General features: G+C 40.6%; 19 protein-coding genes and 2 pseudogenes. 13 read left to right on the top strand and 8 right to left on the bottom strand.

What is annotated here, in order from left to right; genetic code table 11:
* Positions 1–44: 44 nt before the first annotated feature.
* The 3 genes from PTET_RS16715 to PTET_RS16705 all read right to left on the bottom strand — a co-directional run bounded on the left by PTET_RS16715 (position 45) and on the right by PTET_RS16705 (position 3,384).
* A complete protein-coding gene (locus tag PTET_RS16715) occupies positions 45–290 on the bottom strand; it encodes a YfhL family 4Fe-4S dicluster ferredoxin (RefSeq protein ID WP_083238652.1) in 246 nt (81 codons plus the stop codon).
* Positions 291–304: 14 nt separating this feature from the next.
* Positions 305–1,693, bottom strand: coding sequence for a prephenate-dependent tRNA uridine(34) hydroxylase TrhP (gene trhP, locus PTET_RS16710; protein ID WP_096038994.1), 1,389 nt, complete (start codon positions 1,691–1,693; stop codon positions 305–307).
* Between the two features lie 365 nt (positions 1,694–2,058).
* Positions 2,059–3,384, bottom strand: coding sequence for a methyl-accepting chemotaxis protein (locus PTET_RS16705; protein WP_069439100.1), 1,326 nt, complete (start codon positions 3,382–3,384; stop codon positions 2,059–2,061).
* Between the two features lie 273 nt (positions 3,385–3,657).
* On the opposite strand from PTET_RS16705, the gene ndk reads away from it, so the two are divergent.
* From ndk to der, 9 genes and pseudogenes are all read left to right on the top strand, one after another.
* A complete protein-coding gene (ndk, locus tag PTET_RS16700; RefSeq protein WP_036983708.1) occupies positions 3,658–4,089 on the top strand; it encodes a nucleoside-diphosphate kinase in 432 nt (143 codons plus the stop codon).
* A 183-nt stretch (positions 4,090–4,272) separates the two neighbouring features.
* Entirely contained in the window at positions 4,273–5,403 is a 1,131-nt protein-coding gene (locus tag PTET_RS16695) for a bifunctional tRNA (adenosine(37)-C2)-methyltransferase TrmG/ribosomal RNA large subunit methyltransferase RlmN (RefSeq protein ID WP_010389431.1), read from the top strand.
* 116 nt (positions 5,404–5,519) lie between these two features.
* Positions 5,520–6,425 (top strand): annotated as a pseudogene (gene pilW / locus PTET_RS16690) (type IV pilus biogenesis/stability protein PilW); the annotation flags it as partial.
* Between the two features lie 649 nt (positions 6,426–7,074).
* Positions 7,075–7,944, top strand: a complete 870-nt coding sequence (locus tag PTET_RS16685; protein ID WP_036983706.1) for a RodZ domain-containing protein — start codon at positions 7,075–7,077, stop codon at positions 7,942–7,944.
* Between the two features lie 5 nt (positions 7,945–7,949).
* On the top strand, positions 7,950–9,068 hold the full coding sequence (ispG, locus tag PTET_RS16680) for a flavodoxin-dependent (E)-4-hydroxy-3-methylbut-2-enyl-diphosphate synthase (protein ID WP_008111348.1): 1,119 nt from the start codon (positions 7,950–7,952) through the stop codon (positions 9,066–9,068).
* Positions 9,069–9,254: 186 nt separating this feature from the next.
* The gene (gene hisS, locus PTET_RS16675) at positions 9,255–10,535 is read left to right on the top strand and encodes a histidine--tRNA ligase (protein WP_013462929.1); all 1,281 of its coding nucleotides are present in this window, start codon (positions 9,255–9,257) and stop codon (positions 10,533–10,535) included.
* Between the two features lie 45 nt (positions 10,536–10,580).
* Positions 10,581–11,201: a YfgM family protein gene (locus tag PTET_RS16670; protein WP_013462928.1), complete on the top strand. Its 621-nt coding sequence runs from the start codon at positions 10,581–10,583 to the stop codon at positions 11,199–11,201.
* A gap of 10 nt (positions 11,202–11,211) precedes the next feature.
* The gene (gene bamB, locus PTET_RS16665) at positions 11,212–12,390 is read left to right on the top strand and encodes an outer membrane protein assembly factor BamB (protein WP_013462927.1); all 1,179 of its coding nucleotides are present in this window, start codon (positions 11,212–11,214) and stop codon (positions 12,388–12,390) included.
* A 93-nt stretch (positions 12,391–12,483) separates the two neighbouring features.
* Entirely contained in the window at positions 12,484–13,953 is a 1,470-nt protein-coding gene (gene der, locus PTET_RS16660; protein ID WP_010389444.1) for a ribosome biogenesis GTPase Der, read from the top strand.
* Positions 13,954–14,006: 53 nt separating this feature from the next.
* On the opposite strand, the gene PTET_RS16655 is transcribed toward der, so the two are convergent.
* Both PTET_RS16655 and PTET_RS19075 read right to left on the bottom strand, forming a co-directional pair.
* Positions 14,007–14,513: a TFIIB-type zinc ribbon-containing protein gene (locus PTET_RS16655; RefSeq protein WP_024602631.1), complete on the bottom strand. Its 507-nt coding sequence runs from the start codon at positions 14,511–14,513 to the stop codon at positions 14,007–14,009.
* A gap of 41 nt (positions 14,514–14,554) precedes the next feature.
* Positions 14,555–14,728, bottom strand: a pseudogene (locus PTET_RS19075) (DUF4202 domain-containing protein); the annotation flags it as partial.
* A gap of 200 nt (positions 14,729–14,928) precedes the next feature.
* Between PTET_RS19075 and PTET_RS16650 the strand changes: the two are divergent.
* The 4 genes from PTET_RS16650 to PTET_RS16635 all read left to right on the top strand — a co-directional run bounded on the left by PTET_RS16650 (position 14,929) and on the right by PTET_RS16635 (position 19,328).
* Positions 14,929–16,647 (top strand): DUF885 domain-containing protein, encoded by a 1,719-nt coding sequence (locus PTET_RS16650; RefSeq protein WP_029750443.1) that lies wholly within the window; start codon positions 14,929–14,931, stop codon positions 16,645–16,647.
* Between the two features lie 314 nt (positions 16,648–16,961).
* Positions 16,962–17,402 (top strand): winged helix-turn-helix domain-containing protein, encoded by a 441-nt coding sequence (locus PTET_RS19240; RefSeq protein ID WP_244186399.1) that lies wholly within the window; start codon positions 16,962–16,964, stop codon positions 17,400–17,402.
* 156 nt (positions 17,403–17,558) lie between these two features.
* Entirely contained in the window at positions 17,559–17,894 is a 336-nt protein-coding gene (locus PTET_RS16640; RefSeq protein WP_024602629.1) for a hypothetical protein, read from the top strand.
* A gap of 123 nt (positions 17,895–18,017) precedes the next feature.
* Positions 18,018–19,328 (top strand): DASH family cryptochrome, encoded by a 1,311-nt coding sequence (locus PTET_RS16635; protein WP_024602628.1) that lies wholly within the window; start codon positions 18,018–18,020, stop codon positions 19,326–19,328.
* A 40-nt stretch (positions 19,329–19,368) separates the two neighbouring features.
* Here PTET_RS16635 and PTET_RS16630 read toward each other — a convergent pair whose 3' ends face one another.
* The 3 genes from PTET_RS16630 to PTET_RS16620 form a co-directional block, all read right to left on the bottom strand.
* Positions 19,369–19,827 carry a TlpA family protein disulfide reductase gene (locus PTET_RS16630; protein WP_024602627.1) on the bottom strand — a complete coding sequence of 153 codons (459 nt, stop codon included), beginning with the start codon at positions 19,825–19,827 and terminating at the stop codon, positions 19,369–19,371.
* 62 nt (positions 19,828–19,889) lie between these two features.
* Positions 19,890–21,845, bottom strand: coding sequence for a hypothetical protein (locus PTET_RS16625; protein ID WP_024602626.1), 1,956 nt, complete (start codon positions 21,843–21,845; stop codon positions 19,890–19,892).
* A gap of 119 nt (positions 21,846–21,964) precedes the next feature.
* Positions 21,965–22,843 (bottom strand): LysR family transcriptional regulator, encoded by an 879-nt coding sequence (locus PTET_RS16620; protein ID WP_096038992.1) that lies wholly within the window; start codon positions 22,841–22,843, stop codon positions 21,965–21,967.
* Between the last annotated feature and the right edge of the window lie 46 nt (positions 22,844–22,889).

Below are 22,889 nucleotides of genomic sequence, written 5' to 3'. Positions count from 1 at the left end.
TTTAGCTTCGTAACCCGATGAAACATAAAAAACCAATTAACAAACTACCCCGTCAATTTGACATATTTCTCAGCCAGTTCATCTAAGCTCTCACGATGATTAGGGTCTGGCTTTATGCAGTCAATGGGGCATACGCTCACGCAGGTCGGCTTGTCGTAGTGGCCCACACATTCAGTGCATTTTGTAGGGTCTATTTGGTAGATTTTGGCGCCCATATAAATGGCTTCATTTGGGCACTCGGGGTCACACATATCACAGTTAATGCATTTGCTGTTTATTAATAAAGCCATGATTAAACTCTCTATTATGAAACAGCTTGTTTGAAAGGGTTGCGGGTGTCTTGGTTTTCATCCAAATTGCGCATCAGTATGGCGTGCTCTAAATCGATGTTGTCAGGCAGTGGAATTTTTACGATATGGCCTGAACCTTTGGCATCAGTAATGCTTTCGCCTTTTTTGTTTTCCATACGTTCAAGCACAAAGCTAATATTACCTTTTGGCGTCATTAGCTCTAATGAATGGCCAACACAAAATTTATTTTTTACATCTATTTCAACCAAACCAGTGGCATTACGCCCTAGTACTTCGCCGACAAATTGCTGCTTGGTAGAAACTGAATGGCCATATTCGTAATTTTGATAATCTTGATGGGCGTGGCGTTTTAAAAAACCTTCGGTATAACCGCGGTGAGCAAGGTTCTCAAGAGTTTTAAATAAGTCTGCATCGAATGGTTTACCTGCAACCGCATCGTCAATCGCTTTGCGATACACCTGAGCGGTACGCGCAACATAATAAAATGACTTAGTGCGCCCTTCTATTTTAAGGCTATGCACCCCCATTTTTGTTAGCTGCTCTACGTATTGCACGGCGCGTAAGTCTTTTGAGTTCATGATATAAGTACCGTGCTCGTCTTCAAATGCAGGCATATATTCACCCGGGCGACCTTGCTCTTCTAGCATAAATACATCGTTACTTGGCGCGCCTTCACCTAACGTAGGTATAACCGTTTTAGGGTCAATTTTATGTACCATTTCGCCGGTTTCGTTCTCAGTGCCGGGTTTAACATCGTACTCCCAACGACACGCATTAGTGCAGGTGCCTTGGTTAGGATCGCGCTTATTAATATAGCCTGAGAGTAAACAACGCCCTGAATAAGCCATACACAGCGCGCCATGAACAAATACTTCTAGTTCTGTTTCTGGGCACAGTGTGCGTATTTCGCTGATTTCTTCAAGCGATAGCTCGCGAGACAAAATCACCCGCTCAATACCTTGCTTGGCCCAAAACTGTACGCTTGCGTAGTTCACTGCATTGGCTTGAACCGACAAATGAATTGGCATATCGGGCCATTTTTCACGCACTAACATAATTAACCCAGGATCTGACATGATCAACGCATCGGGTTTCATGGCAATAACAGGTTCTATATCACGTAAATACGATTTTACTTTCGCATTGTGTGGGGCAATATTAGACACTACATAAAACTTTTTATTTAGCGCATGTGCTTCGTTAATCCCTATTTGTAATGTATCTAAATCGAATTCATTATTGCGAACCCTTAAACTGTAACGAGGTTGACCGGCATAAACCGCGTCGGCACCATAGGCAAAGGCATAACGCATGTTTTTTAAGCTGCCTGCAGGGCAAAGTAGTTCAGGAATAAACGGGATTGAGGAAGAAACAGCTGACATGTGCGCTCCATACATCGAACCGAGTTCAAGTCGGTTGCATGAATAATTATACCAACCCGCAATAATACTTAATCATTTTTCGGGGCTAAACGTGTCGCTACCTTCGTTAAAAAAATCTCATTTACGACTGCATGGATGCAGAAGGTAGAGCAATGCAGGAGCAATTGCCGAGAACAACTAAATAGCAATTTTTTTGCCTAGCTATCAACACGTTTTTCCAGCCTCAAAATAGACCACTTAATTAAGCGAATTGGTATTAAGGATAATAAAGCGCGCAAGTATAATGAGGGGGCAAAAGAGAAACCTTGATCAAGATCATCAAAATTTCTCTTCTGCGCTAATAAATGAAGAGTAGCAGATTTAAGTTATTTTTTACTGCTTAATTGGTTCGAAAATTGACTAACCGCATCAACAACTTGTTGCGCGCCTTTTTTAATATCACTCATTACATCACCAGATTCTTTGGAGAGCGCTAGGCCTTGTTGCGCTTTATTTTTACCTTGCTCTATTACAGCCACCGTTGATTGAGTTAAATTTTGGTTTTGTTGTACAACATCCACTATTTCTTCAGTCGCTTTACTGGTTCTTGAGGCAAGTAAACGCACTTCATCAGCCACCACTGCAAATCCACGGCCTTGCTCGCCGGCGCGCGCGGCCTCAATAGCCGCATTTAGTGCCAATAAATTAGTTTGATCAGCAATACTGCTAATGCTCTGCACTATGCTCGCGATGAGTTGCGATTGTTTATCTAATGCTGAAATTTCTTGAGCAGCTTGCTCCATTTGCACCGACAATTCGTTCATAACCTGCACTGTTTTTTGTACCACTTCAGCACCTTTATCCGCGTTGTTATCGGTTTCGATAGACGTACCATGTGCAATACTCGCCGCTTGCTCTGTAGCCAGTTCTCTTTTTACTTGATCAGTGATCACTGTGGCAAATTTAACTACTTTATAGAGCTCATTTGCTTCATTAAAAATAGGATTATATGAAGCCTCTAACCAAACTACATGGCCGTGTTTATCAATACGTTTAAATCTGCTCGCAATAAACTCGCCATTACGCAAACGTTGCCAGAAGGCCTGATACTCTTTACTACTCGCTACTTGCTCATCACAAAACATACTATGATGCTTGCCCACCACGTCTTGCTTTGAATAACCCATACTTTTTAAAAAGTTGTCATTAACACGCAGCACCATACCTTGAGTATCAAACTCAATAACCGCCGTTGAACGATGCAAGGCTTTAATTAAATCTTCGTTTTCTCTTGAGCTTTCAATTATTTGTGTAAGCACAGTGCAATGCAGGGTTAAATACTCAAGCTGGCCTTGCTCGTTTTTTATAGGATGTAAAATGCAGCGTAACCAGTCTCGTTGCCCGTTTTGGTGTAGCAACTGAATAGCACCTACATAGTGCTCACGCTTACTTATTGCTTGTTTAAATAAATTAAAATCAGGATTATTCCGTGCATTTTCAGGAATAAAGTTAATAATATTCTGGTTAAGCAACTGACTATTTGAATAGCTGAATGTACGTTCAAAATTCTTATTTTGTCTTATAACATGACCTTGCATATCAAGCTCTAAAACTAGCATTTCACTGTCTAAGCTTTGTCTAACCTGCTCTCTAACTAAAAGTTTGTTTTGTAAATCAGCAACTTGATTCTTTAAAGATTGGTTAAAAAACATATGGTTATCCTAGTATTGAGATGTATGAACTATACATTGAGCGTTTATTGTAATTATTATTAACAACTAAAACCATTTGTTAACATAGACGTAAATATAGCGGAAGTATTTAAAAATAATATACGTAATAGCATGGTTATAAGCTCAAAATTAAACGCCCTTAAATCAAAATAACATGGTTGATATAATAAATTAGGTTTTTTTCGTTAAAACGCGTATAATTCGCGCCCGTTAATATTCACACTTTCACTTAAAAATTATTGGAGCACAAAGATGGCTTTAGAGCGTACTTTTTCAATCATAAAACCTGATGCAGTTGCTAAAAACCACATCGGCGCAATCTACAACCGTTTCGAAACTGCGGGTCTTAAAATCGTTGCAGCTAAAATGGTTCACCTTTCACAAGAGAAAGCTGAAGGTTTCTACGCTGAGCACAGCGAGCGCCCTTTCTTTGGTGCTTTAGTATCTTTCATGACTTCTGGCCCAGTAATGGTTACCGTTCTTGAAGGCGAAAACGCTGTTCTTAAAAACCGTGAAATCATGGGTGCTACTAACCCAGCTGAAGCGCTTGCGGGTACTTTACGTGCAGACTACGCTGATAGCATCGACGAAAATGCGGTTCACGGTTCAGACGCTGTTGAATCTGCTGCTCGCGAAATTGCGTACTTCTTCGCTGACGAAGAACTTTGCCCACGTACTCGTTAATTCGAGTTCACAGCTAACCCTGTGATGCAAAGTATGAAAAGGGCTTTCGAGCCCTTTTTTAGTCATTACGTAAAGTATTAATCGTTTATTTATGATGTTTTACTTAATGATTATAGTGGGTGAATTATGTACAATTCGCCCTTGTAAATTTTTACCATCACCGCCACCGATTGAGGTTGTTACATGACCGAGCAAAAAAAGATTAACTTATTAGATTTAAACCGAGATGCAATGCGAGAGTTATTTGTATCATTCGGTGAAAAGCCATTTCGTGGCGATCAGGTGATGAAATGGATTTATCATTTTGGCGTAGATAATTTCGACGAAATGAGCAACGTAAACAAAAAGCTAAAAGAAAAGCTTAAAAACGAGTGTGAAATCGTTGCACCCGAAATTTCAGTTCGCCAGCAAGCCAGCGACGGTACTATTAAATATGCATTAGTACTAGAGGGCGGCCAAGAAGTAGAGGCAGTTTGGATCCCAGAAAAAGATCGTGCCACCTTATGTGTATCGTCTCAAGTGGGTTGTGCACTGGAATGTACGTTTTGCTCAACGGCACAACAAGGCTTTAACCGTAACTTAAAAGTGTCGGAAATTATTGGCCAAGTATGGCGTGTAGCCAAAGACATTGGCCTTGATGGCAACAGTGAAAAACGCCCTGTCACTAACGTCGTTATGATGGGGATGGGCGAGCCATTACTTAACGTCAAAAACGTCGTACCAGCGATGGAGCTGATGATGGACGACTGGGGCTTTGGTTTATCTAAGCGCCGCGTAACATTAAGTACCTCGGGTGTAGTACCTGCCCTTGATTTATTGAAAGAAAAAATCGACGTAGCACTGGCTATTTCACTTCACGCCCCTGATAACGCACTGCGTGATATTTTGGTACCCATTAATAAAAAGTACCCAATTGAAGAATTTTTAGCGGCCTGTCGTCGTTATATCGATGGCTCTAAAGCCAATAAAGACGTGACTATTGAATACGTTATGCTTAATGGCGTTAACGACAGTACCGACCAAGCACATGAGCTGGTTAAAACGTTAAAAGGGACGCCATCTAAGGTAAACCTTATTCCGTTTAACCCGTTCCCGGGTAACGAATACACGCGCTCTAGCAACAGCCGAATTGACCGTTTTTCAAAGGTATTACAAGCTGCGGGGATTACCTGTATTGTTCGTCGTACACGAGGGGACGACATTGACGCTGCCTGTGGTCAATTAGCTGGCGATGTGGTTGATAGAACAAAACGTATGGCTAAAAAGAAAATGCGTGATGACAATGCAATTGCAGTAAATATTCATCAAGCCTAAACGTTATAAAAGACTCTGGTGCCTTTGTGATAACTCGTTTATTTTTAAATAAATGATGCAACACAAAGGCTTTGAGGTAAGATAGAGGCTATGGAAATATATAAAGAGACAAGGCAATGCGATCTTTACTTGCTTTAGCACTATCAACACTACTTTTAAGCGGTTGTGTTACTGAAAATAGTTACAACGGCAGTGACAAACCCGTCGTCGAAAATAAAATAAACAACGCAGGCGCAGCGCGTACCCGCATTGCTTTGGCATTACAATATTTAAACACCGGCAATAATTCCCAAGCAAAATATAACCTTGAGCGTGCGAGCGAATATGCACCAAACCTCCCCGAAGTTCATTATTCTTTAGCTTATTACTACCAACAAGTTGGCGAAAATGCATTAGCCGACAAAGCCTATCAAAAAGCGTTGACGATTAAGCCTGACGATCCGAACACCCTAAATAACTACGGTACGTTTTTATGTAGTATTGATGAGTATGATCGCGCTACCGATCAATTTTTAAAAGCGATTGAAATTCCAAGTTATATTCGTGTAGCACAAAGCTATGAAAATTTAGCCTTATGCGCCATTGAGTTTAATGACTTTACAAATGCAGAAAGCTACTTTCAACAAGCGCTAAACCACAGCTCGCAGCGTACATCGACCCTAATTAGCTTAGCCGCCCTTTTTTATGCTAAAAGTGACTTACATAAAGCCAGCGACGTTTTAAAGCACCATGACGATACTGGCCGTGTGTCTGCACGGGCTTTATTACTTAGTTATTTAATTAAACAGCGTATGGGTAGAATAGAAGATGCTGAAAAAATTGCAGCTACCATTTTGCAAACATACCCAAATAGTATTCAAGCTAACGCCATTCGTGACAACCAATTAAGGCGAACAGAGTTTGAAGTGCTGCGCGAAAAGTACCGCCAAGCACAACTTGATGAATTACAAGAAAGCAGTAATAACAATCAAATTATTGTGGAGCCAAAAATAAAAATTATTCGTAAAAAAAGTCCAACATCTGCAGTAAGCTCTGATGATTCAGTAAAGTAAGCTGCAAAAATACAACAAAGACACAAATACCTTTTTAAATTAGGGTCTGTTGACCTTTCAAGGTTAAATTTGCAGCAGCCTGTTTGGTATTTAGGCAAGGCAGAGCTTATGTGGTGTGGTTATTCCCCATAAATAGGCGATAACGTAGTATCAATGCCAAACAGGCGCTGCCCGAAGGGTTCTGCCTAGGGGCAATTAACTCTTTGTTGCTCGGTTTTTACTTAGCCCACTAGGTTACAAACCTCGCGCCGCGATTAAATTGCCCCTAGTTTGAACAAATATTAATCCGCAAAGGTCAACAGACCCTAGTAAAATAAGAGTAAAAACGAGTGTATCGGTTGATATCGCTCGTTTTGCTGTAAACCAATTTAGCATTTCAGTGTGATTCAATGCTAAACTGCTATATGTTAGGTGCATTAAAGGGCTTTAAAAATAAAAACAGCAAAAATTTTAAAAGGACAATAGTAACGTTTTTATAAAACCGCAGCTGATGATACCCTTTAAAAGCGTGCATTCCAGTAGCAAGAATAACCGAACACTAAAAATAAAAACAAAGTCTTACTCTGGTTATTAAGCCAAAACATTAACTTTTACTCGTGGATCCAGACTCATACATATTATGAATGAAGATAATACACAACCGCAGAGCGACGGACCCTCTGTAGGACAAATGCTAAAATCGCATAGAGAAAATGCAAATATCAGCCTTGCTGAAATCGCCTCGCTATTAAAGCTAACAGAATCACAAGTTGAGCATATTGAAAGCGACGAGTATCATTTACTCGGTGCAAAAACGTTCGTTAAAGGCTATATAAAAAATTATTGCCGCACACTAAGCATAGATAGCAGCGCTATTTTAGCCATGCTGCCTGCTTTTAGCACATCAGATAAGCTAGTAGATATGCAAAGCTTTTCAAGGCGCACAGAAAAAGAAGCGCATGACAGTCGACTGATGACGGTAAGCTATTTAATACTAGCCATTGTTATTGGTTCATCAGCTGTATGGTGGTGGCAAAATGCAACGCCTATTGATGAACAAACTAACACTATTAATGCTAATAACTCGCTTATTTCGGAGCAACAAGAAAACACAAAACTGTTAGCTGAAGCCGCCGACGAGGCACTTTTAAATGACAGTGAATCTGCAGAAGAAGTGAGTTCAGCATTACAAAATGAGCAACAAAAAATTCAAGCCGCGCCAGTTAATGATGCACAGAGCACCAGTGAACCAAAAAACAGTGATTTAAGCACCATTTTTATGATGTTTAACGATGAGAGCTGGGTAGAAATTCACGATGCCAATGATGAAAAAATTGCTTTTGGTGTAAAAAAAGCAGGCTACGAAATGACCCTAACCGGAGTAGCGCCTTTTTCAGTGGTATTAGGCAAGCATGATGTTGTTCGTATTACCCTAAATGGTGAGCCAGTTGATATTTCGGCCTTTCCTAAAAACCGTTTAGCTAAATTTAAATTACCCTTAGCAGAGTAGTCGCTATGTTTTCAGAATCTCCTATAAAACGCAGAAAATCCACCCGCATAAATGTGGGTAATGTTCCTATTGGTGATGGTGCACCAATTGCCGTGCAGTCAATGACTAACACAGACACAATGGACATTGATGCCACAGTAGCTCAAATTCAAGCGATTCAAGATGCCGGTGCTGACATAGTGCGTGTATCTGTACCAACTATGGATGCCGCTGAAGCATTTAAAAGTATTAAAGAGCAGGTATCGATACCGCTGGTTGCTGATATTCACTTTGACTACCGCATTGCATTAAAAGTAGCAAAGTATGGCGTTGATTGTTTACGTATCAACCCAGGCAATATTGGCAGTGAAGAGCGTATTAGAGCGGTTGTCGACTCAGCCCGTGAGCACAATATTCCAATTCGTATTGGCGTAAATGGTGGATCACTTGAGCGCGACCTACAAGAAAAATACGGCGAGCCAACACCTGAAGCCTTATTAGAATCGGCTATGCGCCATGTAGATATATTACGTCGCTTAGACTTTGACCAATTTAAAATTTCGGTGAAAGCGTCAGACGTATTTTTAGCGGTTGGCGCGTATCGCTTGCTCGCAAAAGAAATCGACCAGCCACTGCATTTAGGGATTACTGAAGCAGGCGGCATGCGCTCTGGTTCAGTTAAATCGGCTGTTGGTTTAGGCATGCTATTGGCTGAAGGTATTGGTGACACACTGCGTGTATCACTAGCAGCGGATCCAGTTCAAGAAATAAAAGTAGGCTTTGATATATTAAAATCATTGCGTATTCGCTCTCGCGGCATTAATTTTATTGCTTGCCCTAGCTGTTCGCGCCAAGAGTTTGATGTAGTGAGCACCATGAATCAACTTGAAGAGCGTTTAGAAGATATTATTGAGCCAGTTTCAGTGTCAGTCATTGGCTGTGTGGTTAACGGGCCAGGCGAAGCGCTAGTCAGTGATATTGGCCTTGCCGGTGCAAACCGTCGCTCAGGCTTATACATAAATGGCGAACGCCAAAAAGCCCGTATTGATAACAATAATATTGTTGATCAGCTCGAAGGCTATGTGCGCGATTTTATCGAGCAAAAGCAGCAACAAACACCAATCGATATAAAAATCGTAGAGTGATTTAAACGCCAGCAATATGCATTCAATTGACTTTTTTAGTAGCGGCATTCACAGCGCAGTACAAATTACATACACACCGCTATACTCGCAATTACCTTGTAGTTAGGGTTATAATGCGCGGTCGATTTTTTTAGTTTTACGTGGTTGCAGTCTAAGACTGCACATAAACAGATTTAGGATTTATCAGTGGCAAAACAAATTCAGGCAGTTCGCGGTATGAACGATTGCCTGCCAGGCGATACGCAAGTTTGGCAGAAAGTAGAGCACATTTTACGCGAGACCGTATCATCGTTTGGTTATCAAGAAATTCGTTTTCCAATTGTAGAATCAACCGACCTATTTAAACGCTCTATTGGTGAAGTAACCGATATTGTAGAAAAAGAAATGTACACCTTTGCCGATCGTAACGGTGATAATTTAACTCTGCGCCCTGAGGGTACCGCGGTGTGTGTACGTGCAGGTAACGAAAATGGCCTGTTATACAATCAAGAACAACGCCTTTGGTACATGGGCCCTATGTTTCGCCATGAACGCCCACAAAAAGGTCGTTACCGTCAATTTCACCAATTTGGTTTAGAAACCTTTGGTATTGCCAGCGCCGATATAGACGCTGAAGTTATATTACTCACGGCGCAACTTTGGGAAGCATTTGGCATAAGCGACCATGTACGCTTAGAGCTTAACTCATTAGGCTCAAATGAAGCGCGCGCGCAGTACCGTGATGCCTTAATTGCCTTCTTAGAACAACATACCGATGTACTAGATGAAGACTCTAAGCGTCGTATGTACTCTAACCCGCTGCGCGTTTTGGATACTAAAAACCCAGATATACAGGCAATATTAGTGGATGCGCCAAAATTATCTGAACATTTAGATACTGAATCAAAAGAACATTTTGAAAATTTATGTGAACGATTAGATGCCGCAGGCGTCAAATACACGGTTAATGAAAAGCTAGTTCGTGGCTTAGATTATTACAACCGTACTGTATTTGAATGGGTAACCGATAGCTTAGGTGCACAGGGTACAGTATGTGCCGGTGGTCGTTATGATGGCTTAGTTGAGCAATTAGGCGGTAAATCAACCCCGGCAGTTGGTTTTGCGATGGGATTAGAGCGCCTAGTTTTACTACTTCAAGCACTTGAATGTGTAGGTGACATACGCCGTAGTACTGATGTATATTTAGCAGCCATGGGCGACAAAGCCAGCATTCAAGCGCCTATTATTGCATCTACGTTACGTCGAGACGTACCTGGATTACGCGTTATGGTGCATGCTGGCGGTGGTAACTTTAAAAAACAATTAAAACGTGCTGATAAAAGCGATGCATTAGTCGCGGTTATTATCGGTGAAGATGAATTAGAGCAAGGCGTTGTGACCATAAAGTATTTACGTGAGCGTAAAGAACAAGTCACATTAGAACTAGAACAAGCTAAAGCGCTACTTGCAGAACTAATTAATAGTTAAAATTACATAAAGCGCAGCGAGTAAAGCGCTTTAATAGAGGTAAGCATGGAAATTTATTCAACTGAAGAACAACAAGCAGAAGCGATTAAACGCTTTTTTCGTGAAAACGGCCTATCACTTGCGTTAGGTGTAATTGTTGGCTTAGGTGGTTTGTACGGTTGGAAGGCCTACAACCAAAACCAAATAACAACAGCAGAGCAAGCATCTGATGCCTACACTAAGCTTGTTGAAAGTGATGACGTATTAGCCTCTGCTGATGCCTTCATCAGTGAAAATAAAGACACTCAGTACGCAACTTTAGCGGCATTTGTTGCTGCAAAAGAAGCGGTAGATGCACAAAAATTAGATGTAGCGAATGAAAAGCTAAGCTGGATTGTATCAAATGTCGATAACGCGCAGCTAAAAGCCATTGCCACTACGCGTTTAGCGCGTGTGCAAATTGCTCAACAACAATACGATGACGCATTAACTACATTAAATTCACCATTGCCAGAGGCATTTAATGCAAATATTGCTGAGTTAAAAGGCGATATTTACACTCAGCAAGGCAATAAAGAACAAGCACGCGTAGCCTACCAAGCTGCGGTTGATGCCGGTGGATTAACCAGCAATCCTCTATTACAAATTAAGTTAGATGACCTAGCAGTAACTAGCCCAGCGGCATAAGGTTTTAGGCATGAGAAAAATAACAACAGCAACGCTCGCCCTTTGTATAGCAACACTTATGGGCTGTTCATCAAGTGATGATGATGAAGAACTGGTACTTCCTGAAATAGCCAATCAGTTTGAAACAGAAGTTGTTTGGCAAGAATCAATAGGTAGCGGTGTAGAGCATTACTTCTCACGCCTATCACCAGCTGTTTATAAAGATACTGTGTATGTAGCGAGTCGCGAAGGCCAAGTAGAAGCGTTATCACTTGCCAATGGTGATACGCTTTGGGAAACCGATGTTCGTCATGATTTATCGTTTTGGCCTTGGAGCGATAACGATAGTGCAAAATTATCAGGCGGAATATTACAAGCTTATGGTAAAATCTATTTAGGTTCAGAACATGGCTATGTCATTGCCCTTGATCGTGAGACAGGTAAAGAGGTATGGCGTAAAAAAGTACCAGGCGAATCACTGTCTAAACCTGCTGCAGGCGATGGTTTAGTGTTTGTTAATTTAGCATCAGGTAAGTTACTGGCCCTGCATCCTGATACGGGTGAAGAGCGCTGGAGCTTTGAGCAAGAAGTGCCAGCACTTACCTTACGCGGTCAAAGTTCACCAACCGTCGCTAATGGTGGTGTGTTGGTTGGCCTTGAAACAGGTAAGCTCAGTGTTTTAATTTCTGAGAGCGGCTACTCAGCGTGGAGCGCAGAAATTGCAGTAGCAAAAGGCGCATCAGAGTTTGAGCGTTTAGTTGATGTTGATACACAACCACTTATTAGTGGCCCGTTTGCTTATGCGATTGCATACAATGGGAACTTATCAGCAGTTGATATTCGTTCTGGTAATGTTGTATGGAAACGTGAATACAGCAGCTACCGTGAAATTGCCATGGATTTGCAAACAATTTACGTTGTTGATAGTAACGGCGTTGTTTATGCACTTGATAAAGATTCAGGCATTGAGCGTTGGAGCCAACCTGCTCTTCGTGGCTGGTACTTAACAGGCCCAGCGGTTGCCGGTAATTATTTAGCGTTAGGTGACCAAGAAGGCAATTTGCATTGGTTAAATAAAGACACTGGCGAGCTAGTATCTCGTGAAGACTTTGACAGCTCAGGTTTTTTTGTTGAGCCTGTTGTTGCTGACGATAAGTTGATTTTATACACCCGTGATGGTGAAGTTAGCGCGGTAAAAATACCGAACTAACTGTCTACTATTAGTGTAAGGCACTAATAGTTAATTATTTTTTGTAAGGCTTCGCACTGCGAAGCCTTTTGTTGTTTTTTAAAGAGGTAGTTTATGCTTCCCGTGATCGCTCTTGTAGGGCGACCCAATGTGGGCAAATCCACATTATTTAACCGTTTAACACGTACTCGTGATGCACTCGTTGCCGATTTTCCTGGCTTAACGCGTGATAGAAAATATGGCCAAGCAAATTACGACGGCTTTGAATTTATCGTGGTAGATACGGGTGGTATTGATGGCTCAGAAGAAGGTATCGAAACCGAAATGGCTGATCAGTCATTACTAGCCATTGAAGAAGCGGATATTGTTTTATTTTTAGTTGATGCCCGTGTGGGTATGACAGTCGCTGATCAAGCCATTGCTAATCACTTACGTAAGCAAGAGAAAAAGTGCTTTGTGGTAGCCAATAAAACAGACGGCATTGATGCTGACTCGAACTGTGCTGAGTTTTATCAACTTTCACTTGGTGAAGTTCATCATATCGCTGCTGCACATGGTCGTGGTATCACTTTACTGCTCGAACAAACACTTCAGCCAGTTATTGCTGAACTTGCCGCACTTGATGAAGATGTAGCCGATGACGATGAAGAACTTATCGACTTATATCAAGAAGGTGAAGAAGATGACACAGATCACCAAGCGTTTGCCGACAAGCCGGTAAAGCTGGCTATTATTGGTCGTCCTAACGTTGGTAAGTCAACCCTTACTAACCGTATACTGGGTGAAGATCGCGTTATTGTATACGATATGCCAGGTACAACGCGCGACTCTATCTATATTCCGATGACCCGTAATGATAAAGAATATATTCTTATCGATACAGCCGGTGTGCGTAAACGCAAAAAAGTAAGTGACGTGGTTGAGAAGTTCTCAGTCATTAAAACACTACAAGCAATCGAAGATTGTAACGTGGTGCTATTAGTGGTTGATGCCCGCGATGGTATTTCAGATCAAGATTTAAGCTTATTAGGCTTTGCCCTTAACTCAGGGCGCTCATTGGTGATTGCCGTGAACAAGTGGGATGGCCTAGATAACTACGTTAAAGATCGTATTAAAACTGAGCTTGATCGTCGTTTGGGCTTTATTGATTTTGCCCGCTTGCACTTTATCTCTGCGCTACATGGTACGGGTGTTGGTCATTTATTTGAATCAGTTGACGAAGCGTATGAGTCGGCAACTAAACGTATAAGCACCGCTATGCTGCGTCGTATTATGGACATGGCACAAGCGGATCACCAGCCGCCACTTGTTCGCGGTCGTCGTGTTAAGCTTAAATATGCGCATGCTGGGGGTTATAATCCGCCGCGTATCGTCATTCATGGTAACCAAGTTCATGATTTACCTGATAGCTACAAACGCTACCTAATGAACTACTACCGTAAAGCACTTAAGATTATGGGTACGCCAATCAAAATTGAATTTAGAGAAGGCGATAACCCATTTGCAGGGCGTACTAATAAAGTAACCCTGTCGCAAAAACGTAAGATTCGCGCGTTTAGTAAAGAAAACCGCAATAAATCGTAATGGCTTTAATTTAGTCAATTGAAAAAACGGCGTACTTTATAGGACGCCGTTTTTTATGATTCAAAATTAAGTAATGCCAATTGCACCAGCCGTTCAACTGTAGTGCCTTGAACGTTTTTAGGCGCTTTAGGATAATATTTCGATTTTGGCGGCTTAATAGTTATAAACCCATGATTGGTGGCCATTTCATGGGCTAGCAGTTTTCGTTCTTTGGGTGTTAAATGGTTTTCGTGTATTTTGCTTAATTCGCCACTATCAAGCCATATTCCTGCACAGCTTGGGCATTCATCTATTTCAACTGCTTTTAGCGGTGAAAAATACCTACGCATCATCACTATGCTTGGGCATTTAGGGCAATTTACTCGCATTGCGACTTCACCCTCACCTTCGGCATAATTACTCAAATACTTAAGTAAAACCTGACCATGTTTTAACTCTGGCGAGCTAAATTTAAAAATTTGGCTGTTATCGAAAAAAACGCCGCCTAACGACGATGTATAAACAGTGATACCGCCAACTAATATAGGCTCCAATGGTGTCTTTGTTCGAGGGCACAACATTTTCAAAAATCCTTTTTATTTTCATACCTAAAGTTAAATAGTTATTCTAACGCTTTGTGTATCAGGCCAATTAATGGTGTGTGACCTGCCAATACAAACTCATGTGCATTATCTGACATTTTTTTCCAAGTACAGCGAGTAATCCCAATCCATTTTTCTTCATCATAATCGGATTTCGAACCTGCAAAGCTAAGCATGAAATGCTCAATAAATATTTGGGTGTTGGCTATTCGCCTTATCGGTTAGCAAAATACGTTATTAAATATCGCCACCCCAATATGTTTTATTTTAAACACCAGTAAAACAATAAGCTAGACTGCTGTTAAAAACCAACGCATTAATTGAGTGAACTTGTTATTATCATAAAATCAGCGCGCATAAATAATAATTAAAATTTTAAAAAGTGAAATTCAACATGCTAAAAAAAACAATTTTAGCTATTGCCTTAGCAGCCACCTCGCTGCCAAGCTTAGCCGACAGTAACAGCGATTTAAAAACCATTATTGATAACCACTGGCAAAACGCCAAAGCTGAGAAAATATTTTTTAGAACTGATCCTGATGGTTGGAAGCCCAACGGCCCCCTACCCGATTGGAGCGAGCAAGCCATTGCGAAGCGCCAAGCTTACAACAACAGCGTACTAAAAAACTTAGCCAGCATTGATCCTAAAACGCTCAATAGCGAGCAGTTAATGAACTACCGCTTGTTTAAATATGAGCGAGAAACCGAGCAGCAAAGCTACCTTTACCAAGATAAATACTTTCCGGTTAATTTTTTAAGTGGCTGGCATACTTACTTTGCAGAAGCGCCGGCTAACATGGCCTTTTTAACCGCCGAGGATTACGATGCCTTTTTAGTGAGCCTTGGTGATTACCCGCGCTTTAATCAGCAAAACATTAATTTACTGAAGCAAGGCATTCAAACTGGTTTTACCCACTACTGCGAAACGTTTAAAAATTATGGCCAAAGTATTAGCGCCCATATAGTTAAACAACCTGAGAATAGCGCCTTATATGAGCCATTTACTCGCATCCCTAATACATTTACTGCAGCGCAAAAAGAAACTTACCAAAATAAAGCTAAAGCGTTAATTGCCTCAAAAGTCGTGCCTGCTTACGAGCACTTTTACGACTTTTTTGAAAACGAGTATATGCCACATTGTAGAGCGCAGCCCGGTATTGCAAGCATCAAAGGGGGCCTTGATTATTACAAATATACAGTAAATTATTACACCACAACAAATGCGACCCCCAAGCAAATCCATGAGCTTGGCCTTAAAGAAGTGGCACGCATCAAAGCGCAAATGCAAAGTATTATTGATGAAGTTAGCTTTGATGGCAGCTATAGCGAGTTTTTAGAATTTTTGGCAACCGATGAGCAATTTTACGCAACCGATCCCCAAGACTTGCTCGAAAAGACCGCTTTTATAACCCAAAAAATGTATGGCAAACTCCCCACTTACTTTGGCCATTTGCCGCGTAACACCTTTACTATAAAAGGCTCAGCGAGTCGCGGTGCGTTTTATATGCCACCTGCTGATAACCGCTCACCGGGGACTTACTTTTTAGCCTCAACTCCAAAGCTACAGCCTTTATATAATTTAGAAGCACTTAGTCTGCACGAAGCCATACCTGGGCATCATTTACAAAACGCCATTGCAATGGAATTAGACGTTCCTGAATTTAGACGCACACTTAGTCACTCTGCTTTTGGCGAAGGCTGGGCACTTTATACAGAGCGTTTAGGTAAAGAAGCGGGCTTTTACCAAAGCCCATACAGTGACTTTGGCCGTTTAGGCTACGAAATGTGGCGCGCTGTGCGCTTAGTGGTTGATACCGGCATTCATGCCTTTGCCTGGAGCCGCCAAAAGGCGATTGATTATTTGGCTGATCATACCGCCTTGCCACAAAGCGCCGTGGAAGATCAAATAGACCGCTATATTTCATGGCCAGGCCAAGCGCTTTCATACAAAATGGGCGAAATTAAAATACGCGAACTGCGTGCAAAAGCCGAAAAACAGCTAGGCGCTAAATTTGATATACGCAGCTTTCACGACACCGTTATTGGTCAAGGTTCACTTCCTATGGCGGTACTTGAAGATGTAATTAACGACTGGATAGCACAGCAAAAATAAAGCTAGGGGCGGTACTATTTGCCGCCTCTTACCAAATGGACTTTTTAATGAAACACCTACTTATTTTTATATCGCTCATTTTATTTAGCGGCCAAGCAAATGCTTTTTGTTTGGATTTATCAAACTATATAGAGGGCGTAAGTTATGGCGCTTGTGGGGATCAAACTGATTCAATTCTCCTTACGCCTTATTTTATTATATGGATGCTTTTAAACGTGTTATTCGGACAGACTCTTAATAAACCAAATATACACGTGGGTTTTAAATATTTACTTTTTCTTTGTGCGCTCCCACTAAGCCCGTTAGTACTTTTAATGAATTTAACTGGAATAATGGTATCTCGCATTTATAAAAAGCATTCAAATACGACAGCAAATAAACCCCAACCTAACTATGATTGCACAGAACCAATTAATGAAAAGTCGAGCGTTAATTTGATAATAATTGGTGAGTACACTTTTGACAGCATGCAGCAAACTTTAATTAAAGAAGATAGTCACTTCACATTAGAGCCTAAATGCATGCAGGTACTAAGCTATTTAGTTGAACAACAACCAAGAATAGTTAGTCTTGAAGAGTTACATAATAATGTATGGGAGAATCAAATAGTAACCGACACCGCAGTTAGGCGAGTTATTAGCAAACTACGTGTAGCCCTCAATGATAACGACACAAAAAATCCTAAATACATAAAGTCTGTAATGAAACGAGGGTATCAGCTAATAGCTGAAATAAAAACACAACCAATTGAATAATAATAATTTATAAAAGTTATAACCAAGGTAATACCATGGTTATAACTTTATAATAACTAGTTAACGGCTTTGTTATCGTTATTTTTTGCCAAACGTTTTAATTTATTTAGGCGCTGTAGAGCGACCCATAAAATTAAATAATTAAGGAAAAAAAATATGAAACATTTACTCCCGCTAACACTATTATTTATTACAACATTAGTTACTATCAGCCTAATAGGTAACGCTCAATGTATAGAAATAGGTAGCGCATCTATTGCTAGTATTTCATTCGGCACTTGTGATTTATCAAGCTCTAAAACAACGCTATCACCACTAGTTACTATTTTTTGGTTAGCAATGAATATGCTTTTTGCAGTAATACTGCCTAAACCATCTATTGCTAAAAAGTACAAAATTGCTTTATTTATTTGTAGTTTACCGCTTAGCGTATTTGTGTATTTAATTGCTTATGTATCTATAAACCTAACTAACACGAACAAACAAGCTTAATAAAACCTAAGCAGGTGAGTAAGTATTACTTGCTCACCCTTTAATTACTAAAACTTGCAGCTAACTAATCCCTACCCGTTTTTGCTTCGTAAAATAAATGATTTTAAAAACCAGAGCATAAGTATGAAAAAAAGTATTCTGTATTGGCTGCAAAATGACTTGCGCATTGACGACAACCCCATACTCAATGATTTATCACAACAACAATGTGAGTTGGACTTGGTCTTTGTGATTAACCCTGCTTGGTTTAAAAGCAATAACTACCAACAAAAACCCTATGGTGTCCACAAACAACGCTTTTTAATGCAAAGCCTATATGAGCTACAGGAGTCTGTTTTAGAGCTTGGCCAAACTTTACATATTATTGAAGGCGATCCAGTTGAGGTATTAACACAGCGTATTAATGAGCTTAGCATTAACGAAGTTGTATATAGCCAGCAAATAGGTGTATATGAGCAACGCCAAATTAGTGCTCTTAAGTCAAAATGCACGACTTTGGTATTTAAATCTGTGATGCAAGATACTTTATATCAACAACAGCAACTGCCCTTTGAACTAGCTAATTTACCAACCGGCTTTACACCTTTTAGAAAAAAGATCGAAGCGGCAGAAATTAGTTTAGCCACACATACATTTTCAGCAGCAAGATTGCCTCCACCTATTATACTTTGCGCAAAACAACCGATAGAAAAGCCAGCAACAGGGAATACACAATTACTTGGTGGGCATCAGGCTGCGCTTGAGCACTGCCTCAACTATTTTTCATCCCCACTACCGAGTAGCTATAAAATCACTCGCAATGAGCTAGATGGCTTTGATAACTCAACAAAATTTAGTAGTTGGCTGGCTTTTGGCTGTATTAGTGCCAAGCAAATTTTTTGTGCCGTAGATGCTTATGAAGCGCGCCATGGAGCAAACGAGTCAACTTACTGGATCAAGTTTGAATTGCTCTGGCGTGAGTATTTTAAGTGGCATGCAATTAATGTTAAGCATCAGTTATTTACCTTTAAAGGTAAGAAACAAAGCTCGCCACTTACCACGTTTAGCCCGAATCGTTTTGCTAAATGGTGCCAAGGCAGTACACCTTACCCGTTAGTTAATGCCATTATGAAAGAGCTAAACGCAACAGGCTTTATTAGCAACCGCTCAAGACAAATCGTTGCTAGCTGTTTAGTGAACGAACTACAACTAGACTGGCGCTATGGTGCGGCTTACTTTGAGCAACAGTTAATCGATTACGATGTGGCGTCGAATTGGGGTAATTGGCAATATATTGCTGGAGTTGGTGTCGATCCGCGCGGCGGACGTCACTTTAATTTGCAAAAACAAACTCAGCAATACGATCCGCACGGTGAATATATTACCAAGTGGCAAGGAAATGAGCATTGCGATGCACAATTAGATGACTTAGACGCCGCTGATTGGCCAGTGTAAAAATAAAACCTCGAACATGATATTGGCTAGCTGACTCTCGTTATAAGCCTAAGGTTAAATCTTGGGCGAGAGTGTCGCTGGTTTTTTCTACTACGCGGTTAACTTCAACCCCGTTATGCTTAACAATAAAAGTGGGGGTATATTGTAAGTCATGCGCTAGGGCAATACCTGCTTCATCACGTTTGTCATAACCGACTGTAACAAAAGTTATTTTCGAGAGTTTGACCTTCGATTCATCGAGTAACTTTATTAATCGAGGTACTTCACGGGCACTGTCATGACACCACGTACCTAAAAGCACTAATACCTCTTTACCTGCTAGTTTTTGCATCAATGCAATGTCTTGCGGTGTGGGCGGAAATGCTTGGTATTGTTTAGCAAATTTATCGTGCTCGCTTAATAAACGCTTAGCAGAAATAGCGTCCGAGTGTGGTTTGAGCGTTGCATTCACTGCCAGTGGTAAACTCAACATTAAAAGAAAAATTAATTGTTTAAACATAATCTTATACTTAAATAGTGTTTTAGTTACTATACCCACAATCGAGCTTAAGTAAATAAAATTTACATGCTTTTATCCATAAAATCATCCACTTGTGATAAAACGGCTAAGTACTCACGTTTGACTTCTTTGTTTTGTTCTAATTTATCTAAGTCACCGATTAACGTTACTAATTGCGTATGTGAATAACTCGATGTTGTTCTAAACTCGTTCGACGCCCCCACACCACTGAGTCGTTTTCTTTCATCCATACGATGACTATCTTCATTTTTCTCGAGCCAAATATCGTTAATAACACGAATATTGCTCTCACTGGTGGTTGTTTCTTTTAATTCCTTTTTTAGCTCGTATTGAGATATTTCGGGATTAAACTGATACACTTTTTTATCTACATCCACCTCATGAGCCTGATCAAGGGCAACCAATTCGTTATTTTTTACAGCGGTACCAATAGTGTAATTTTCTTGTTTGTCATAATAATCAGGAGGGATGTCAGAGCGGTTACCTTCTTCATAATTAAAACGCGTGCTCGCCGCTTTATCTTGAGTAACTCCAGTTAACCCTGCTGATTTTTGGTGTTCTGTATTTTGACTCAGCTTTGTGGTGCTTGTTGCTATGTAATCACCTTGATCCATTGCAAAAGAAAATTTCGCATCAAAATCAGCTAACTTAGATATACCATCACCTAAGGAATTTTTATTACTGCTTCCTAGCCCTTGATAACGTGGATCACGGGTGATCATATTGTCAACTAAATTAGCGACAAGCTCGCGTCCATTAGTAAACTGCTTTGTAGCAACTGACTCAATTTCACTGTAGCGCTCAGCGGCTGATGACATACTACTAAACGCACTTTTAAATACAGCCAACCCTTGTTTCATTACTTCATCACTTTTTTGGCCAAACGCCGAACGCGTACTTTTCTCTGAGCTATTGAGCTGGCTATCTTCTAAACTCTTATCGAGCGCTTTTATGTATTGCTGCATTTGGCTTTTGTCTTGAGCGCCAATGGTTGACATATCAAGCGAAAAATCAATGTTGTTCTGTCCATTTACCGATTCAAACTCTAGTATTTGCTGCTCAGAATCCTCATCAAGGGTATAGCTTAAATTAAGCTCATTGTCTTTTCCAAGTAGCGCTCCATCAGCATCGGCAGTATTTCCCTCTGACGTTGAAAAATACAAATCAAAACCCGAAAGTTCTTTGTTATCAAAATTGCTTAGAAAGCTTAAATCTAAATCAGCTTGGTTTGCGGGTACGTAACGACTGTAAGCGCTTTGTTTAGCCTTAAAAAATTCATCCGCCATTTCACCAACACCAGAAAGTACTTGCGTTAATGCTTGGTGTTCAGCCTCAGATAAGTCGCCATCTACTTCATAACTTACGCTAAATTCGTCAGTGGTTTCGCCTGTTTCCTCATCATAACCTTGCGCAGAATGAAGAGTGATTTTAATAACATCACCTTCTTTGGTTTTTACCGAAAGCTCAAACCCATAGTTATCATCATCTTCATATCGCTCGCGGTTAAAACTTTCCATAAAGGGGTCTAGCGAGCGTTCAACACGCTGCTGACTAGACGCTAAAAACGTTTTTTGATTGAACCCAAGCTGCCCCAAGTTTGATAAAATATCGCTAGTGTTAGCATAAGCGCCTTGAATATTTTTTACCGAGCTGTTTAAACGCTCAATTAACTGATCACTACGTTCATTTTTTAATAGGCCCTCTTGCTGAGAACTTATCACCGTACGTAGTGCAACCTCTTCACTAGAGAGCTTATAATTTGAGCCACTGGGTGTGCTGGAAATCGTGAGTAAAGAGGATAATTGCTGATTAAGTATTTCATCGACTTGTTCGTCACTAAACTGACTGAGCATTTCATCAGTGATTGTTGCCGTGCTTGGCGCTAAGTGAGCTCTCGATTGTAAACCTGTGGGCACATTGCTGTGGTTTGAATTATTGACTGATTGGGCAAGCAACGCATTTAGGTTAGCATAATTGCCTTGCAGTTTATTAACCATGATTATCCTTAATCTTCAGTACAATTAAGTACTTTGTCGGCCATCTAATTAAAACCTTTAATTCTTTTTTTATTATTCAAGCATAAAATATTTTAATAAAAACGTTAGTTTAAAAGTAATTAACACGTTTTGGCGAGCAATGATTTGAGTATATCAGGTACAAATTTGCGCTGTGCGGTAATGGCATAAAAGTGCTCAAATGCATCAGGTAAACGTTGGTATTCAACCAGTAGGCCTTGTTCTATTTCATCCTTTACTACAACTGATGGCAATACCGATAGTGCACCACTATCACGAGCAAGTAATCGCAGCATAGCCATATCATCAGCCTCTGCTTTTATTTTTGGCTGATATTGCCAGCGGGCACACAAAGCATTAAATGAGTCTCTAATCGCGGAGGTTTTACTGGGTAGCACCCATTGTGCATCTGTGTAACCGCTAGGAAATTGACCGCGTGTTTTTTTATCTGCAGGGCCCACTATGGCTAATGGCTGACGAGATACCAACTGGCTTTGCCACAGTTGATCGTAGTGCTCAAGTCCGATGGGTTTATTGGTTAAAACTAAATCCATTTCGTGCTCTGCCAAACCATTTAACAGCCCATCCATACGCCCTGCAGTAAGCGAAAAGCGTACTTCGTCGTTACTCATTAAAGGGTTAATAAATTCCTCGATAAAGTTACGAGAGAGCGTATTAAGCACCCCGATTGATAAATGCTGAGTTTGGGAAATCATCCCTTTATGAATAAAAGACGACAGCTCTTCGCCCTTAGTGAATATATCGTTAGCGTACATTTGCACCCGCTTTCCCATATCGGTTAATGCCAAGGTACGTCCTTTACGTTCAAATAACTCAATATTAATGGTGTGCTCTAGCTGTTTAATTTGAGTGGAGAGCGCTGACTGCGATAAATGCAGCTCTTTAGCGGCTTGGGTTAAGTTACCAATTCGGGCAACAGACCAAAAATAATACAAGTGATGGTAGTTCAAACGGCTCATTATAGTTCTCTTTTATAGAACGTTTATATGCATTATATCTATTTTT

The organism is Pseudoalteromonas tetraodonis (genome assembly GCF_002310835.1).
Lineage (GTDB): Bacteria > Pseudomonadota > Gammaproteobacteria > Enterobacterales > Alteromonadaceae > Pseudoalteromonas > Pseudoalteromonas tetraodonis.
The sequence above is the reverse complement of the archived record's forward strand: the minus strand, read 5'-3'. Positions and strand labels throughout refer to the sequence as shown.